At 53.1% G+C, this 17,353-nt stretch carries 13 protein-coding genes and 1 tRNA gene; 9 read left to right on the top strand and 5 right to left on the bottom strand.

The annotated features are described in order from the left end of the window. Positions 1–642 carry a precorrin-8X methylmutase gene (locus FJ695_RS01010; protein ID WP_141188512.1) on the bottom strand — a complete coding sequence of 214 codons (642 nt, stop codon included), beginning with the start codon at positions 640–642 and terminating at the stop codon, positions 1–3. 36 nt (positions 643–678) lie between these two features. Next, positions 679–924 (bottom strand): DUF6732 family protein, encoded by a 246-nt coding sequence (locus FJ695_RS01005; protein ID WP_141183708.1) that lies wholly within the window; start codon positions 922–924, stop codon positions 679–681. Between the two features lie 478 nt (positions 925–1,402). Here FJ695_RS01005 and FJ695_RS01000 point away from each other — a divergent pair, with 478 nt between their 5' ends. Both FJ695_RS01000 and FJ695_RS00995 read left to right on the top strand, forming a co-directional pair. Continuing rightward, complete coding sequence (locus FJ695_RS01000; protein ID WP_141183707.1) at positions 1,403–1,702, top strand: hypothetical protein; 300 nt, start codon at positions 1,403–1,405, stop codon at positions 1,700–1,702. Positions 1,703–1,778: 76 nt separating this feature from the next. Then, complete coding sequence (locus tag FJ695_RS00995) at positions 1,779–3,185, top strand: PepSY domain-containing protein (protein ID WP_141183706.1); 1,407 nt, start codon at positions 1,779–1,781, stop codon at positions 3,183–3,185. Between the two features lie 191 nt (positions 3,186–3,376). Here FJ695_RS00995 and FJ695_RS00990 read toward each other — a convergent pair whose 3' ends face one another. Next, complete coding sequence (locus tag FJ695_RS00990; RefSeq protein WP_141183705.1) at positions 3,377–4,669, bottom strand: Hsp70 family protein; 1,293 nt, start codon at positions 4,667–4,669, stop codon at positions 3,377–3,379. A gap of 577 nt (positions 4,670–5,246) precedes the next feature. On the opposite strand from FJ695_RS00990, the gene FJ695_RS00985 reads away from it, so the two are divergent. From FJ695_RS00985 to FJ695_RS00975, 3 genes are all read left to right on the top strand, one after another. Continuing rightward, the gene (locus FJ695_RS00985; RefSeq protein WP_141183704.1) at positions 5,247–7,673 is read left to right on the top strand and encodes a hypothetical protein; all 2,427 of its coding nucleotides are present in this window, start codon (positions 5,247–5,249) and stop codon (positions 7,671–7,673) included. A gap of 382 nt (positions 7,674–8,055) precedes the next feature. Then, a complete protein-coding gene (locus tag FJ695_RS00980) occupies positions 8,056–9,324 on the top strand; it encodes a GNAT family N-acetyltransferase (protein ID WP_141183703.1) in 1,269 nt (422 codons plus the stop codon). Positions 9,325–9,329: 5 nt separating this feature from the next. Beyond that, on the top strand, positions 9,330–10,691 hold the full coding sequence (locus FJ695_RS00975; RefSeq protein WP_141183702.1) for a lipopolysaccharide biosynthesis protein: 1,362 nt from the start codon (positions 9,330–9,332) through the stop codon (positions 10,689–10,691). A 78-nt stretch (positions 10,692–10,769) separates the two neighbouring features. On the opposite strand, the gene FJ695_RS00970 is transcribed toward FJ695_RS00975, so the two are convergent. After that, a tRNA-Ser gene (locus tag FJ695_RS00970) sits at positions 10,770–10,859 on the bottom strand. Positions 10,860–11,823: 964 nt separating this feature from the next. On the opposite strand from FJ695_RS00970, the gene msrA reads away from it, so the two are divergent. The 4 genes from msrA (at position 11,824) to pabB (ending at position 16,615) form a co-directional block, all read left to right on the top strand. Then, a complete protein-coding gene (gene msrA / locus FJ695_RS00960) occupies positions 11,824–12,489 on the top strand; it encodes a peptide-methionine (S)-S-oxide reductase MsrA (RefSeq protein ID WP_168206227.1) in 666 nt (221 codons plus the stop codon). Between the two features lie 322 nt (positions 12,490–12,811). Then, positions 12,812–13,078 carry a hypothetical protein gene (locus tag FJ695_RS00955; RefSeq protein WP_141183700.1) on the top strand — a complete coding sequence of 89 codons (267 nt, stop codon included), beginning with the start codon at positions 12,812–12,814 and terminating at the stop codon, positions 13,076–13,078. Continuing rightward, positions 13,075–14,565 (top strand): methyl-accepting chemotaxis protein, encoded by a 1,491-nt coding sequence (locus tag FJ695_RS00950; RefSeq protein ID WP_141183699.1) that lies wholly within the window; start codon positions 13,075–13,077, stop codon positions 14,563–14,565. The genes FJ695_RS00955 and FJ695_RS00950 overlap by 4 nt, the downstream gene beginning before the upstream one ends. Positions 14,566–14,755: 190 nt before the next feature. Then, on the top strand, positions 14,756–16,615 hold the full coding sequence (gene pabB, locus FJ695_RS00945) for an aminodeoxychorismate synthase component I (RefSeq protein ID WP_141183698.1): 1,860 nt from the start codon (positions 14,756–14,758) through the stop codon (positions 16,613–16,615). A gap of 11 nt (positions 16,616–16,626) precedes the next feature. Here the strand turns inward: pabB and FJ695_RS00940 are convergent, their stop codons facing one another. Beyond that, entirely contained in the window at positions 16,627–17,283 is a 657-nt protein-coding gene (locus FJ695_RS00940) for a nucleotidyltransferase family protein (RefSeq protein WP_141183697.1), read from the bottom strand. Positions 17,284–17,353: the final 70 nt, after the last annotated feature.

Below are 17,353 nucleotides of genomic sequence, written 5' to 3'. Positions count from 1 at the left end.
TCAGGCCTCCTCCGGCAGTCCGGCGGCCAGCGCATTGACAGCAGCTGCAGCCATAGCTGATCCGCCGCGGCGGCCCTTGATTGCCAGAAACGGAATGCCGAAAGGATTTTCGGCAAGCGCATCCTTGGATTCCGCGGCGCCCACAAATCCCACTGGAAACCCCAAGACTACAGCTGGTTTTGGTCCTCCTGCAGCGACCATCTCTAGAAGATGAAACAGCGCTGTTGGTGCGTTGCCAATTGCGGCGATGGCGCCATCCAGCTGATCGCGCCACAACTCGACCGCGGCTGCTGACCTGGTGGTATTCAGTTTCGTTGCCAGATCCGGAACAGACGGATCGTTCAATGTGCAAACAACCTTGGAGGCTTCAGGCAGCCGGTTTTTGATGATGCCGTGCGCTACCATCTCAACGTCGCAGAATACCGGCGCCCCTTTTGAGAAGGCAGCTTGGGCCGCACTCACGACATCTTTCGACCAGACCAGGTCCTGCGGCAGGTCGGTCATGCCGCATGAATGGATCAGGCGCACTGCGACCGGACGCAGCATCTCCGGCAGATGAGACAAGTCAGCTTCTTGCCGTACTATGGAGAAGGACTGGCGGTAGATTTCCGCAGGGTCCGTTTCATAGGCATAGTGTGGCATCTCGGTGGTCGGCACGAAATCTACTCAGTTGTGCTGTCAAACAGCTTCTTCAGCTGTTTCGCCGAGATCCTGATCTGCGGCTTCCTCTTGTTCGGCGTCGGCCTGACCATTCTTACGGCCTGCCCATGCCGCGACACCGGCAATCGCAGCGGCACCAGCAAGAGCTGCAATACCAACCCAATGGGCATGACCCGCAAGTTCACCGATATGGCCTGCATGCGCAAAAGCAGCGGTAGGTGCGGATATCGTTAGCAGTCCGGACAGGACGATCCTGGTGGTCATGGTCTTTCCCTATCTTGATGCCGTTTCGGCGAATAAATACGGCAAGTTGCGAAAGGGAGAAAGAAAGACAAATCTCTTCGGCACGGTCTATCAACCGCGCTCGGGTCACTTGCCTTTAACAGCTCCGGCCTTGGCCCCCGGACTGGGTCAGCCGCATCCAGAATCGCTTTCAGTCCCTGTCAGGACGCCGTCAGGTGGCGGCACCTTAGGGGAGCACCTTTGCCGGATCAAGCATCAATCCGACAAGAATTGAGCCACTGGCGTCATGCAGCCGTCCACAACGATTTCTAGAGCGAACACTCTTCGACCAAGCAACAATTTACACTGCGGACCAAACCATATAGGGGGTTGTACGTATAGAGTTGAGGGGCTCAGGTCGGTGCAATTTATCGGGCGGACAAAAAAGCAGCTAAGGCAGTTGATAGGAGCATTCCTTCTTCTGCCGTTTCTGCTTGTCTCGGCTCTACCAAAAGGTGTCATGCCGGCTTCGACCGGTGATGGCTGGTTTACCGTTACGATCTGTACCACGGATGGACTTCGGACCGTTGTTTTTGACGAAACCGGTCAAGAGGTTCCCGCAGATCAAAATGAAGACACCTCTCCTAGTAACCACTGTGTTTTCAGCATTCTCGGGTCTGATCTCGTTGCGCCGGATATTGCAAGCGGTAGAGAGATCGGTGTTCCCGCACTTCTCCCCTGGCCGGTCAGCACGGCCCAGCAGATCCGGCGCAAAATCACGAACCGTCTTGGGGCCCGTGCTCCGCCTTTTCTCGCATAAGTCCAATCCATCCTTTTGAACTTAATAACTGGCCGACAAACCACAGGTTTGTGCTGCGGCCTTTGCGAGAACACTCATGACACAAAACACACAGGCGGCGGACAGCACGCCATCCCATTCGCATTTCTATTTGGCAGCTTGGCGCTGGCATTTCTACGCCGGCATCTTTGTGGTGCCGTTCCTGATCATCTTGGCGGTTACCGGCATGATGATGATGTATATCGGCCTGTTCGATGGCCGCGACGGAGAAAGGATAACTGTACCGGTCCCAGCAAACGCCGAGGTGCTGAGCGTATCGGACCAGGCGTCGGCCGCCGCCGCTCAAATACCAGGCAGCCAGGTCATTGAGTGGCTGAAGGGCCGGGGCGCTGAAAGCGTTTCGGTTTTCAGGCTTCAAGGCGAAACCGGCCAGACCATGGTAGCAGTCAATCCTTACACCGGAGACGTCGTTGAAACTTGGGTGCGCCGGCAAGGCTGGTACGACTTTGCCGACAGCATTCACAGCGATCTGCTGCTGGGTGTCACGGGTGACCGTTTGCTCGAAATTGCAGCTGGCCTGTCGATTGTTCTGATCGTGACTGGGATTTATCTCTGGTGGCCGCGTGGTGGTGGCGTTTCCAAAGTGCTGTTTCCTGATGTGCGTCAGAAGGGCCGGGCACTCTGGCGGTCGCTTCACTCCAGCATCGGGATCTGGTTGTCTGCCATATTACTGTTGTTCCTGATCACGGGGATGGCCTGGACCGGGATCTGGGGCAGCAAGCTGATGCAAGCCTGGAACACGTTTCCGGCCGAAAAGTGGAACAATGTTCCGCTGTCAGATGACACACACGCATCCATGAACCATGATGCGGCCTCGGATGTCCCTTGGGCGCTGGAACAAACGCCCATGCCGGCTTCTGGCTCAAATCAAGGTGTAACCGGAACGGTGGACGGGGTGCCCGTCAACATTGATAGCATTTCGAACCTAGCAGCAGCCATCGGGTTCAATGCCCGTTACCGCATTGCCTATCCCAAAGGCACGACGGGCGTTTGGACGATCAATCAAGATACGATGAGTTCCGACGCCGAAGATCCGTTCTCAGATCGAACGGTTCATGTGGATCAATTTACCGGCAAGATTTTGGCTTCGGTGGGGTTCGCCGATTATTCGCTGGCGGCCAAGGCAATGGCAGTCGGTATCCCGCTTCATATGGGATTGGTCGGACTGTGGAACCTGATCCTCAACACGATTGCCTGCTTGTCAGTGATATTCCTGTGTATCAGCGGCGTCGTTATGTGGTGGATCCGCAGGCCCAAAGGCGCAGCCTTGCGGATTGTTGCGCCGAAAACGCCAGAGGATCTTCCGCATTGGCGTGGAGCCATGATCCTCATGCTGTTCTTGTCGTTGGCATTTCCGCTGGTCGGCATCACATTGCTGACCGTTCTGGCGCTTGACTATCTGCTGGTCAAACGTATCCCGGTCTTGCGTAAAGCAATCGGTTGATGATCAGCGCACTTGGCCTCGTCTTATCCGAGGCCAAGTGTCCTCTTTCAACGACAGTTCGCATCAGGTGCGCAACAATAAATTCGACAGGCTTGCGGGTAAGCTGATGCCGGTTGAGCCCAACGATGCGTGTCAGGAAACCGTAGCCGGATCTGATGGCGGAGATCGACCTTCTAGACTATGGCTGAAATCTAAGCCGCGACCGCCCAATCTGCCGCATCCTCACGCGCACCGATCAAAGCAAGGCCGTTGGCAACGGATGTTAATTCGTTGCCGCCTGAAATCCGGTCTTGCCCGAACCGGTCAGCAAACATCTTGCGGACGGCTGGTACAAAGGATGTTCCGCCCGTCATGAACACGCGGTCGATTTTCGCTTCTGCCAGATTGGCGCGTTCAAGTGTGTCATCAAGCGCCCGGTTCATCTTTGCTAGATCCGAGGCAATCCAGTCCTCAAAATCCTTGCGGGCAACTGTGGCCCTGAAATCAGCTCCGAGGGGTGTAAACACCAATTCAGCCGCATCTTCGGATGACAGATTTGCCTTGGTTTCGGAAACGGATTTGTAAAGCGGATACCCCTGATCTTCTTCGACCAACTCGATGAAGAGTTCGATTTTCTCCGGTTCCAAACACCAGCGCAGCAGCTTTTTCATCTCCTTGAAATCGTCTGACGTCTTGAAGATCGACAGCATGTGCCAGCGGGCGAAATTCGAAAAAAGGTTTGGCGGAATATCGAGGGTTTTACCCATGCTTTTGTATTGTGACCCTTTGCCGAGTTTCGGCAGTACGACCTGATCGATGATCCGGTAGTCGAACGTGTCTCCAGCAATGCCAATTCCGCCGCGCCCAAGCGGGTGTGCCTGCATGTGACCGGCTGCCGTTTCAAACCGCATGAGGGAATAATCGGTAGTGCCGCCGCCAAGATCCGCCACCAGAATGGTAGTGTCCTGTTTCAGTGATTGAGCATAAGAAAACGCAGCCCCGACTGGCTCCATGACGAACAAAATATCTTCATAGCCAAGTTTTCGGAAGGCAGATCGGTAGCGCGCCATAGCGAGTGTTTCATCGGGATTATGGCCGGCGAATTCAACCGGACGGCCGACCACAAGCCGGGTTTTTGCTGGATCAATTTGCGGATTGGCGCGTTCAATAGCGGATGCAAGAAAAGTTGCCATCAGGCTTTCAAAATCGAAAGGGACACCAAAAATTCCGGTCCCTTTAAACGCTGAACTTGCAGCGAAGGTCTTCAGAGACTGGATAAAGCGGACATCACCAAAGCTTTCCAGAAATTGGCGGATAGCCCAGGGACCGACTTCCGGGTGCGGTGCTTTGGCGGCGCCCTTGTCCAAAAAGCTGAGAACCGAGGGCAGGGACGCCACAGTATCCTCGCCACGGCAGAAGTCGACAGCCGTGGCAGAGCTTGCACCGGTTGCGGCCATCGCAACGGTGTTGGAAGTTCCAAAGTCGAGGCCGATGGTTTGTTTCATGCCGGTGCCTTTGTTCCGCAACAGCTCAACGTCCCGCACCGCCTGGCAGGGTCAGTCAAACGATGTTTGGTTTATTGAAAGGAGCCGAGGCGATTACGCCTGTTTTGGAGAAAAAGCAAGGGATTGGAGATGGGGCAAATCGGAGAACCCAGTGATGATTGCGGTCATAGCTTCGCTGTAGCCGAAGTATTGAAGTGTTTTTGTATTTAACAAGCGCTGGATTAATGCGCAGATGCCAACTGGACTTCTGAAATATCGGAGTGGTGAGGTGCAATATTCGGGAGAGTTTGATGTATCAAGTGGAAATTGTGTGGAAGCAGTCTTCAATCTGAGTTTAATTTCATTATTATGAATTTATATTTCCTGAAATTAAGGTTAATTGTGGCAATATTTTGGTTAATATTTGAATGACGGGTGAGGGTTTTGATTAATACATTGAATTAATCTAAAAATAGTTGATATTAATAATTCGTTAGGTATATCTGGCGGATCTATTACGCCGCAAAAACAGTGCGGTTCCCTTATGTCGTGATGGTGATTAGCCCGTCACAGCAGCTGTATCCTTGTTAGGGAAATTATGTCATTTGCGTTCAATGAAACCTTTTATCTGGCCAACAACCCAGATGTTGCAGAAGCGGTTGCTGCCGGAACAGTTGCCTCGGCAGAAGAACATTACAATCTGTTTGGATGGTCAGAAGGCCGCGATCCAAACGAACATTTTGATACCTCCTTTTACCTTTCGGAAAACCCGGATGTTGCCGCTGCCGGCGTGAACCCGTTTCATCATTTTTTGACGTATGGTGCAGCAGAAGGTCGTGTGCCTAATCCGACAATCGATGCGTTGCTCGGTTACCCGGCAATTGGCGAAGGCGACGATGTCTTTGATTCGGCAACCTATCTTGCCGCCAATCCCGACGTTCAGGCCGCTGTAGATGCCGGGCAGATGACCGCATATCAGCACTGGATTTTGCACGGCCAGTTTGAGAACCGTCCAGGTGCACAGACACTATCGGGTACAGATTTGTCTGGCGGAAACTCTGATACGCCACTCGGCATCGGGGATGGCGATGATGGTGACGCCGGGGCCGGCGGAGGCGGTGGTGGCGGAGGCGGTGCCAGCCCAACCGGAAACACTATTCTGCTGGAAGCTGGAGCCTCACAGGTTTTGGTTGGCGGCGTTCCTGTTAACGCGACAAATTCAGCGACCGACTTGGGTGACACCATCTACAGCACGTTCGACAATGCAGACTTGAGTGTCATCGACGCCGGAGATGGTGACGATACACTCATCATTACTGGCTTCAATACTTTCGCAATTGACGATGTCCGGACGAACGACGCATCCGACGTGTCCGACCAGCTTGATATGGATCTGACGTCCGTTGAAAACATTATTTTTGAAGATGCGATTGGTGAAGTCGACATCGAGGATAAACACAACGGTGAAAACATAGAAGTCCAGGGCGCTTCTGGCGCCTTGGAAGCAGTTACGAAAGCCGATGGCCAGACTTTGCTTGTTGGGAACACAAGCGGAAGTTTTTATTCGGAAATTACACTGTCAAATCACACCGGCCTGTCGGTAACGCTCGGTGCCAGCGACGATTTGATTGATGAACTTCAAACAAGCGACGCATACATCGACGCAGGCGGCGGAGACGACTTGATCGTCGTGACTGCTGAGGCAGCAGAAACCGCCACCATTTTGGGTGGTGATGGGAACGAGGATGCCTTGATCATCGATGCTGATATCACGGCGGATACCCACTATGTCTTCACCAATGTCAGCGGGGTCGAATACCTGGACATCTATGAAGATGATACTCACACAACAACGGTTGATCTCTTTGATGGTGTCAGGTTTCTAGGTGTCTTTGATGGAAGTGGACCGCAAGACACTTGGGTCAACGGTACCGCAGACCGGTGGAACAGCATCTACGAGACCAACTTCGAAGACACTGGGGCAGCTAAAACGCTCGTGCTGACGGCCGCCGGGGACATCGACTTCTCAAGATACGACGTGGATCTGTCAAATCTGGGTAACGGCGGTGCCGGAGGTGTCCTTCTGTCTTCCGGAAACGACTCGCTGAAGCTTGATGCGGATAATGCCTGTGCCGTTAGATCCGACGACGGTTTGATCAACGGCGGTGATGGCACGGACACGCTCATCATGGCCGACGCACTCAAGGGGGGAAGCGACCTTGATGCTGTCAGAAACTTTGAAACAATCGAGTTGGCAGGCGGTGCCCAAACTTTTGTGATTGCAGATGAGACAACAGCTTCAGGAGCTGCCACCAGCATTGATGCATCTGCTCTTACCGATGGCCTGATGTTCGTCGGAATTTTTGAAACTGATGGCACACTTGGACTGACCGGTTCAGACTTCGGAGATGACATATCCTTGGGAGCTGGCGCAGACACCGCGGCACTTGGCAGTGGCGACGATGTGCTCCGTATATTCGAAGTCGAAAATGGCACGTTGGTCTTTGGCGGTGACGCGATAAGTGGCTTTACTGTCGGTGTCGATGCGAGTTCGGGCGATTCAATACTGTTCTCGATTGACGATGTGGATGCCGATGACACCGCTTCCCTGTCGTTCTCAACCATTCATGGAGATGGGGCGAACAGTGATATCGGTGCGGCGGTCGATCGCGGATTGGTCTCAGTGCTGGAGGTTGCTGCGGATGCGGGGGCCGTCGCTGACGCTGCAGAGCACCAGATTATCAATTTCACAGATACGAGCGCGACGAGCTTCAGTGAGGCGATTGGTACCGGTACGGTCAATGTGAACAATGGGGCAGCTTTGAGTGCGGACACCAGTGTATTGGTTTCCTATTTTGATGCGGATCTAGAAACAGGGAGCGCGGTCATCGGTTATGTCGATGATCTTGGCGTGAATAACCTTCTGGATTCCACTGATGCGGTCAACATCATTGGCTCCATAGAGATGTCTGCTGGGGACTATGCGAATTTCGCGGCGAATTCGTTGATGTTCGATTCCTTCTAACGGCTGTATTCGGAGCGCACGCCAGGCATTGTTTTCTGCGTGCGCCCCAATTCCGCTAGACGGCAGCCAAAAAGGGAGTTCTGGCGTTTTCGTACAGTTGTGGCGTGCATGCGGGAAGAAGCACAATGCCGGTACACAGCCAGCTACACTCAAAGCCGATTATTGGTGCCTAAGTAGAGACCTTCGGAAAGCGAAATTGCCGCTTGTTTCCGAAAACCTGACGCGAGCGCGGGAATGGAGTCATCCGCTCCACCCCATAGCATTTCTGTCATGCGTAAAATTGCCAGATTAAGACTTTTTTCCAGAAGTGGATGTACAACATCTACGGTCGTGTAAGGACACGTCAAATCGGGCAGAACTGTTTTTATTTAGGGTATTTCGCATGGGTGAGTTGGCAACTCAGAAGCGTCGAAGTTTTGAACCTACCAATCCTGCAGGCGAAAAAGAGTATTCAAATCAAAAATTAACAAACGAAGAGCGCCATCTTAACAAGCCGGAAAAATTTGATGCTGAGCTGGTTCCGTTGTCGGAAGCCAACCACTTCATGGGAGATTGGCTGCGATTGGCAGAGCGGGCCGTTGATCCCACCCCCTATTATAATCCGGCTTATTTGCTGGCCAGCGCCAAACATCTTTGTCCCGAAACCTCTTGCCAGCTTGTGCTCGTATGGCAAGGCGACGGACCCAAGAAGCTGGTAGGTCTATTTCCAATTTCGGTGAAGGGGATCCGGTACGGGTATCTTCATCCGGTTTGCGAGTTATGGCGGGACTGCGTGACTGGGAACACCGTGCCGCTAATTTCAGGTGAAACGATCGAAACTGTAGAAACCGTGTGGTCGTGCTTCTTGGAATTTCTGGCACGCCATCCCAATCTCCCAGATGTACTACATTGCCGTGAATTGGGGGCAGACACCCAGAGTGGGCTTGCCCTTCAGAATCTCGTTTCGGGCAAAGGTATCATTCGAAACGTTGAAAACAGCCACGAACGTGCTGTCGCAAAACCTGTTTCTTCTTACGCTGACTACACTAAGAAATGGTCGAAAAAGCGCTCGAGAAACTTAAGAGCGGCGCATCGCAAGCTGGCCGAAAAGGGCACGGTAACGTTTGAAAACATTTCTCAGTCAGATCCGGGATTCTCGGATGCTTTGGATGAGTTGTTGAAACTTGAGGCGTCTGGCTGGAAGGGGCAAATGGGGACTGCTTTCAATAGCCAGAAAGGTTCACGCGATTTTGCCCTTAATGCTTTCAATCCGAAGATCTTGCCGAGCGCGGCACTCCTATCGGTAATCCGGCTGGATGGGCGCATCATAGCTGGCTTGTTCAATCTGGTTTCACAAGGACATGTGTTCGGCGTGAGGTCGGGAATCGATGAGTCTCTGGCGCAATGCAGCCCGGGCATTCTTGCATATACCTGGTTGCTGGAAAAACTTCTGGAAACTGGGGACTATCAGCTGCTGGATTCGTGCACTGACGGCAATCATTTGCTGAACAAGTATTGGCTTGAGCGCAAGACAATCGAAGCGGTTTATGTTACCGCCAGCCAGCGGTCAGGAGCTAAGCGCATAGATCGCATAATCAACACGCGGCGCGCAGCGAAAACCCTCCGGGACAGCTGTAACGGGCTCATTGGCCGCATACGCCAAAAAAGGTAACCCAATTGCGGGCGAACGGAGATAAGCGAATTCGAAAGCTGAAGAACCTAATTTCACAGCGTTTCGGATTGATCGGAGCATCCGTTGAGCTGCATTATGCCGCGCTGACCGCGCTCGCCGTGAAAATAGCCGCGGCAGGGCTTGGTTTTGGCAGCCAAATTCTTCTCGCCCAGGTTCTTGGCGCTGAGCAGTATGGTCTTTACTCCTATTTTTGGGTCTGGATCATGGTCGGTGGGCTGGTCACCAGCTTTGGGCTGAGTGAAGCGGCCACACGCTTCATCGCTGAGTATCGGGACACCGGTAAGTATGATCTTGCCTGGGGGTTTATTTGGAACGCCCTGTCGCTGACACTTATCACTTCCATTGGCTTGGCGGTCATCGGCATCTCCTGGGCTTTCATATTTCAGCAAACCCTGCCGGAGGGGTATGTAACTCTCATTGTCTTGGCCCTGTTGTGCTTGCCGCTGATGGCTTTGCAGGAGCTCATGGAGGGGTACGCGCTCTCCTTTTCCTGGACCGGTCTTGGCCACATTCCACCTTATGTCTTGCGTCAGGCTCTGATTATGGTTCTGGTTTTGGCTTTTGTCCTTGCCGGGAACACTGTAACTGCGGCCACGGCTTTGCTTTGTGTTCTGCTGGCATTGCTTTTATCAGCCGGTGGCCAACTGGTGATTTTTCTACATAGAACCGCGAAAATTCTGCCGAAAGCCCCTTTGAAGACAGAGCGCAGGCACTGGATGAAAACAGCACTGCCGATGCTTCTTGCCAGTGGGTTCCAGCTCTGCTTGACTTTCAGCGACATAATCATTTTGGGGATGTTCTTAGACAGTTCCACCGTTGCTCTGTATTTCGCAGCAACACGGATCACGTCCCAAATCGCAGCTGTGCAGTTTTCGGTCTTAAGCGCAGTGGCGCAAAAAATGTCGTCCTTCAAAGCAACAGACAATCTGGTTGCTTTGCGCGAACTTGTGCACAATTCGGTGCGGTGGATCTTTTGGCCAACACTCGCAATCACGGTTGGAATTCTTGTGGCGGGGTGGCCCTTGTTGTGGCTGTTCGGAGCAGAATTTACCTCGGCCTATTCTCTGCTGCCGATCCTTGCGCTCGGGCTTCTGGTGCGCGCCAGCACGGGTGGGGCGGAAGATGCGCTGAAAATGGTTGGCTATGAATACGCAGAATTCAAAGCAAAGGCGGTGTCCACGGGCCTGAATTTGGTTCTGAATTTTTCGCTGATTCCGTGGCTTGGCATGCACGGTGCAGCTATTGCGACGACCGTTTCGCTGATCGTCTATTCCATCATGATCGAGCTGATGGTTCGGCGGTATCTTGGGACATCATCTTTTATCGGTTCATTGAAACGCGTTTGAACCGGAAATAGCTGAAACAACAGCTCCGCTCAGACATGCGGGCATACAAAGAGCTGTTTTGATGTCTTCAGAAGAAAATGGCGGACAGAGAGGGATTCGAACCCTCGATACGGTTGCCCGTATACACGCGTTCCAGGCGTGCGCCTTCAGCCACTCGGCCACCTGTCCGTCGCAAGCAGTGTCCCGCTTGAGTGGGCGCAATATACTGATGCGGCGGTTGAAGGCAAGCGCTCGAAGAAGTTTTTTTTCATCTATTTCCTCAGGCCTGGGGATAGTGCGTTTTTGGGATTAAAGCTGCATCTGAAAAACGGGGGGCAGTGTGCATTTTTCGGTCGGGGGATAACCAGTTAAACAAAGAGATCAAGGCGTTGGGATCCTCTGGTGACCTATGGGTGCTGCTTGCCACTTACCGCCTTGGTGCATCAGTTCGAAAGAAACAGAATTGAACGTCTCAGGCTGAACAGGTCTTGGGTAGGGAAATTGCAAGCTCCTTTTGTTGGCGCGGTGAACACAAAAGTGTTAAACAGGAATACTTGATCAAGATTTTGAAGTTAATATTTATGAGTGGCGCGGAGTTGCCGCTGGTTATGTTTTTGAAGCCGGTAAAAAACACTCTCCGCTTGGTTCAACATTTATTGGGATTACAAGCCCTACGGTACGGCAATGGTAAGTATTTTGAAGTTTGTTTTACGAGTTTTAGGCGCGGTCTTACTTGCGCTTGCAATCATATCGGGAATTTCGGACGCCAGCCGGTCAATTGCAGAATCGGGTGTTACGCTCAAACCGCTTGGCCAGCTTTGGTTTGAAATGTCTCCGGAAACTTTGAACCTGTCTCAGGCGGTCATTCAACGGTACGTACATCCGACAGTCTGGGACCCGATGATACAAACTTTGCTGACTTGGCCTGCGTGGGTGGTGTTTGCCGGTTTTGGCTTGATGTTCCTGTGGTTGGGTGCACAGCGGCAGAAACAGCGCTTTCGCTACGCTTGAGCTGACAGTTCCTGTTCTGGCCAAGGTCATGGACAAGCTGGATAAAAGTTCCACATAATGTGGCAGAGCCCGCCGGTTTGCCGATCGATGGGCCAAAGGTGGCGGTGTCCGCCAGTTTTCTTCAATGATCCGGGAATCGATCATGTCTTTCATGACCATGTTGAGTAAAAAGTTCTCTTTACCGAACGCGTCAGAGGCGCTTCCCGGGCGCCAAGACGCGATCCATCCGGAGGCCCCCCACTTTGTAAATGGGAAAACGATGACCGGGCCCTATCCGGACGGACTGGAAACAGTGCTTTTGGGCATGGGCTGCTTTTGGGGTGCGGAACGTCTGTTCTGGTCTTTGCCGGGCGTTCATGTGACGGCGGTTGGTTATGCTGGCGGATTAACGCCCAATCCAACCTATCATGAAACCTGTACGGGCCGGACCGGGCATACAGAAGCCGTGCTTGTTGTTTATGACCCCGAACAGATCGGAATAGGTGATCTATTAAAAGTGTTCTGGGAAAACCATGATCCGACGCAAGGCATGCGTCAGGGAAATGATACGGGAACTCAATACCGGTCCGCCATTTATGCTCCGACGGACACTCTGCTAGAGTTTGCTGAGGCATCCAAAGAATCTTATCAATCGGCGCTGCGAAGCGGTGGGATTAGCAACACCATCACCACAGAAATCCGCAAACTCGACGAATTCTATTTCGCCGAGGATTATCACCAACAGTATCTGGCGAAAAACCCAGATGGGTATTGCGGAATTGGTGGTACTGGCGTGACGTGTCCAGCCGGTCTTGGCCAGGATATCTAGTTTTGATATCCGGCCAATGGCACAGGTTTTTTAGATTCCATTGATCAATGAAGCCTGGCCGCGAATCAGTGTGCTTTGGTGCCGCTGTTCCGAGGGAAAAACGCGTTTGGGCATAAATGGCTCGAAGGGGTTTGAACTACAGAAAAGCGGATGCGCAGCAAGTGCTTACACGCAAAAATTGCATAATGACATTTTGCTTTAGAGTTTATTAAATTGCCGCACGGATAATCGCTTACCAAATGCTTTGCGCATCTGGGGGAGGCGATTGACGAAATCCGTGAAACGCTTTGCGGCTATTTATTTCCTGGGAAGTTGTTTGATCATGCTTCTTGGGAGTCTCATGCCGTCTGGCAATGGACCAGTTGTCGTCTTTGCAAAACCCTGGGGCACATCTGCCTTAGAGGTGGTTGCTAAGGCCGAAGGTCGGCTGATGTCCGCGCCTTCTTCGTCTTGGATTGCGCTTACCGAAGCATCGGATAGTGGATTTGTCACCCGCCTCTATCGGGCGGGAGCAGGGTTTGTCGCGTCGTCTGCGGTTGCATATGCCTGCGCGCGATTGACCGGATTATCTATGGAGAGCCAGGAATGAGCGAAACAGTAACCGAATTGTCGGGCCTGGATATGCTGCGGGAGAAGTTCTCCCGGATCGTCATCTTCTTCACATGGTTTAACGTGTTTCTGGTCATCGGCACGGCCTGGTGGGTTGGCAACGTGTCGTTTGTCACGATTTGTGGCGGTGCTCTGCTGTTAGGTGTTGCAGCGACTGCAAGCTGGGTCCGCTTTGGAATTGGCATTGAAACCCGGCTCGCGACAGCAATGTCTCAGGCTGGATTGGTCGCACTTTTTGTGGCCTCGCTTCACACGCCAGATGTTCAAGCCTCCTTCCAGCTCGATGGCCATATGTATTTCTTTGCCGTATTGGCGATCCTGGCCGGTTGGGTGGACTGGCGGGCACTGGTTGGATATGCAGCAGTTGTTGCGGTTCACCACCTGGTTTTGAACTTCGCCATGCCGTGGGCGGTATTTCCCGCTGGGGCTGACTTCGGCCGGGTGGTGTTTCATGCTTTGATCGTTGTTGCGGAAGTGGCCGCCCTTTGGTGGACGACGGATTGTGTGGCGAAAGCCTTTGCGGACTCTGATGAGGCGCGAGAGCAGGCCGAAGCAGCTCAAACCGAAGCGAGCGTTCTCCAAAATCAGGATGAGCACCGTGCAGAAGAAGAGCGTGAGAAACAAAATGCGGTCGCAGATCGGATCGCGCGTTTCCAGTCGGAAATTACGGCGAAACTCGACGGTGTGACTGCAAAAGTGGACGAAATGCGCGGTTCTGCCCAGGACCTTGGCCAGATTGCGGATGACACCTCCAGCAGGGCCGCATCTGTTTCCGATGCGTCGGAAAACGCCTCGTCCAACGTTCAGACTGTTGCGTCTGCGGCAGAAGAACTCAGCAGCTCGATTTCGGAGATTTCCCGGCAAGTGGAACAGACGACCGGCATTGTCATGAGGGCGACCGAGAATGCGCAGACCAGCAACCAGAAAGTCGCGGGGCTTGCGGAAGCTGCGAACCGTATTGGCGAAGTGGTGACACTCATTCAAGCGATTGCCGAGCAAACGAATCTTCTTGCCTTAAACGCGACAATCGAAGCGGCCCGTGCTGGCGAGGCTGGCAAGGGCTTTGCCGTTGTTGCAGCCGAAGTGAAAGAACTGGCGACCCAAACCTCCAAGGCGACCGAAGAAATTGGCGCGCAGATCTCAGCCATTCAGGCAGAGACCAAGGATGCGGTTGAGTCCATCGGGGCGATCGCCTCCACCATGGATGAAGTCAACAGCTATACCTCGGCGATTGCTGCCGCTGTTGAAGAACAAGGCGGTGCGACCCAGGAGATTTCCCGCAATGTGGCCGAGGCTGCAGATGGCACCGGACGGGTTGCTGCAAACATTGGGGATGTACGCGAATCGGCCGAGCGGACAGGAACCTCTGCTCTGTCGATGGTTGACGCAACGCAAATGTTGAATGACGAAGCTGCGGATATGCGGCGTTCGATCGACAATTTCTTGAAGGATGTTGCGGCGGCATAAGGTCTCCGTTGGCCCCTCGAAATAATGACCAGCAGGGACGCCTGCTGGTCATTTTTGTTTTCAGAACGATGAAATACTTGACCGCGTGACGCATGGATGCAATCTGCCGCCTTTTACAGACGGCTGACATCCCATAAAACCTGTAAGGAATGGGAATGGATCGGTCCTCTTAGGAAATCAGCGTCAACGGATGTCTCAACGTACGTTAAAAACTGGGTCTGTTCTGCTTCTGGACGTTTTGAAACGCCGGACGGCTCTGTTGTTTGATGCGCCAAAGGAGATCGTGACCTGCACCCGGCTCAAAGACGTGGAAGCAGCGCTTCTTCGTCTGGAGGCAGCACAAAAAACAGGCCTTTATGCTGCTGGTTTCCTTGCCTATGAACTCGGCTTTGCTTTTGAGGAAAAGCTCCGCAGCCGATTTGAGGAGACCGGCGAACCACTCATGTGGTTTGGTCTTTATGAGAGGGCGCAAGAGCTCTCACTTTCTGAAGCTGTTGGTATTCTGGAGGCCGGTGGCGAAGACACCTCGCCTTCATTTTCCAAACCGGCCTTCGACATGGGGCCGGAAGCCTATGGGACGGCTTTTTCACAAGTTCAGGATCATTTGGCAAAAGGCGATATCTATCAGGTTAATCTGACGCTGCGAGCCCGCTTTCAGCAACAAGGGGCACCAGAACGCTTGTTCCAGGATTTGCTGCGGCGGCAACCGGTCGAATTTGCAAGTTTCCTAAAACTTGAGGACCGGACCGTTTTGTCTCTTTCACCGGAGTTGTTTTTGGAGCGTCACGGTGAGACCTTGCGAACCCGTCCGATGAAGGGAACAGAACCGCGCGGCCGGTTTGCATCTGAAGATGCGCGCATTGCGCGGGATCTGGCGAAGGATGCGAAGCAGAGGTCTGAAAACATCATGATCGTCGATCTGATGCGCAATGACCTTTCGCGGATTGCCGAAACGGGATCGGTAAAAGTCAAAAAACTGTGTGAAGTTGAGCGCTACCAGAGTGTTCAACAAATGACGTCTACCGTGGAGGCCGCGGTTCCGAAAACGACTGGGTTTTCAGAGATCATCCGGCATTTGTTTCCCTGTGGGTCGATTACCGGAGCGCCCAAACTGAGCGCCATGCAAATTGCACATAATCTGGAGACTGGGCCGCGCGGGGTCTACACTGGATCCATTGGCTATTTGGCACCAGGCGGGGATTTCCGCTTCAATGTGGCGATCCGGACGCTTGTGTTGCGAAACGATGGAACCGGGGAAGCTGGCACTGGTTCGGGTGTCATCTTTGATTCCAAGGCGGATCAGGAATACGACGAATGTGCGCTCAAGCTGAAATTCATGACGGAAGATGTGCCGGAATTCGATTTGATCGAGACAATGGCATATGCCCCGGATACTGGCTACATGCTGTTGGATCGCCACATGCAGCGGCTGCAAAAGTCTGCGGCCTATTTTGGATTTGAGTTTGACCGGCCGGCCTTGAACGACCGGCTCGCACGTGAAGCGGCAAACTACAAAGGTTCGCAGCGTGTCCGGCTCCTGCTTGGCCGAAGTGGCGATATTTCCATTTCAGCGACGGAGTTGCCGCCGGTCGACCGGGGTACCTTATTCAATTTGGTGCTCGCCACCGAAACCACCCGATCTGATGACAGATTCCTCTTCCACAAGACCACCAACCGGGCTTTTTATGATGAAACCCGCGCGCGGTATCAGGCAGAAACTGGCTGCCAGGAAGTCTTGTTTGCAAATGAAAGGGGCCATTTGACCGAAGGCTCCTTTACGACGCTGTTCCTGAAAATCGGTGGCCGCTTGCTGACACCCGCACTTGAGCATGGCGTTCTGCCAGGGACATTCCGCGAGGGGTTACTCGAACGCGGGCTTGCTGTTGAAGCCGATTTATCCCGAGCAGACCTTGAAAGAGCAGAGGCGGTTTTTGTCGGGAATTCGGTGCGTGGTTTGGTTCGAGGGCGTATGATCGCCACCGAAAAGACCGAACCGGCGAGCACGTTGCAAAACGCTGGCGCTTTGGAAGAAAACCGGCTGTCTGGCTAAAGCTTATAGGTTTAGGCCAACATTTGTGTGTCGTCCCAGGGGATAACCTCTAACTCCGGCCAGAGAGCTTTCATCCGGGCGGCCTTTTCCGAGTGGGTTTCAGGGTTGGGCTGGAAGTAATTTGGCACCAGGCGCATCGCAAAGATGTTTGCAAGTCCGAAGGGCGCGTGGATGATCATTTGGCCATCATCGCCGAGCCGTGCGGCGACCGCGTGGGTTCGTGATGCGTAAGTGGTCAAGGAATCCATTGCGCAGTCCAGCGCGCGGTATGGTCGGCCAAATCGTTGTTCGTACCAAAGATGGACCCGGGCTTGGTTGCGCACTTCCACAAGCTCGCCGAGCTTTGGCAATGCAGATTGAATCTGCTGAATGACCGCATCTTCTGCTTCATAGGACAAGTCGCGGCCGTCATAATAAATGACGTCATAATCCTTGATGCCATGCGTAAGTGGCCGATCGGTTATTACGTTCCAGACAGTCTGATAGATGCCGCCAGACACCAGCCAGCCATCCCTTAGATCAAGATCCTTGATGCACTTGAGGATGTCCATGATATGCGGAATTTCCTGAAGAAGAGCCGCCAGGTGCTTCAGGCGTGTTGTTTCTTCGGTCGAGGCTGTATCTGCAAGAATGTTGTAATCGAAATTGGAAACGGCTGAAGGCAACATTTGAAATCCAGAAAATTCGAACGCTCATAGACCGGTAAACGATTCTTGATGGGGTGTCTTGAAGCCGGGA

It is taken from the genome of Labrenzia sp. PHM005, assembly GCF_006517275.1.
Lineage (GTDB): Bacteria > Pseudomonadota > Alphaproteobacteria > Rhizobiales > Stappiaceae > Roseibium.
Note: the sequence above shows the minus strand (reverse complement) of the source record. Positions and strands in the feature narration are given on the sequence as shown.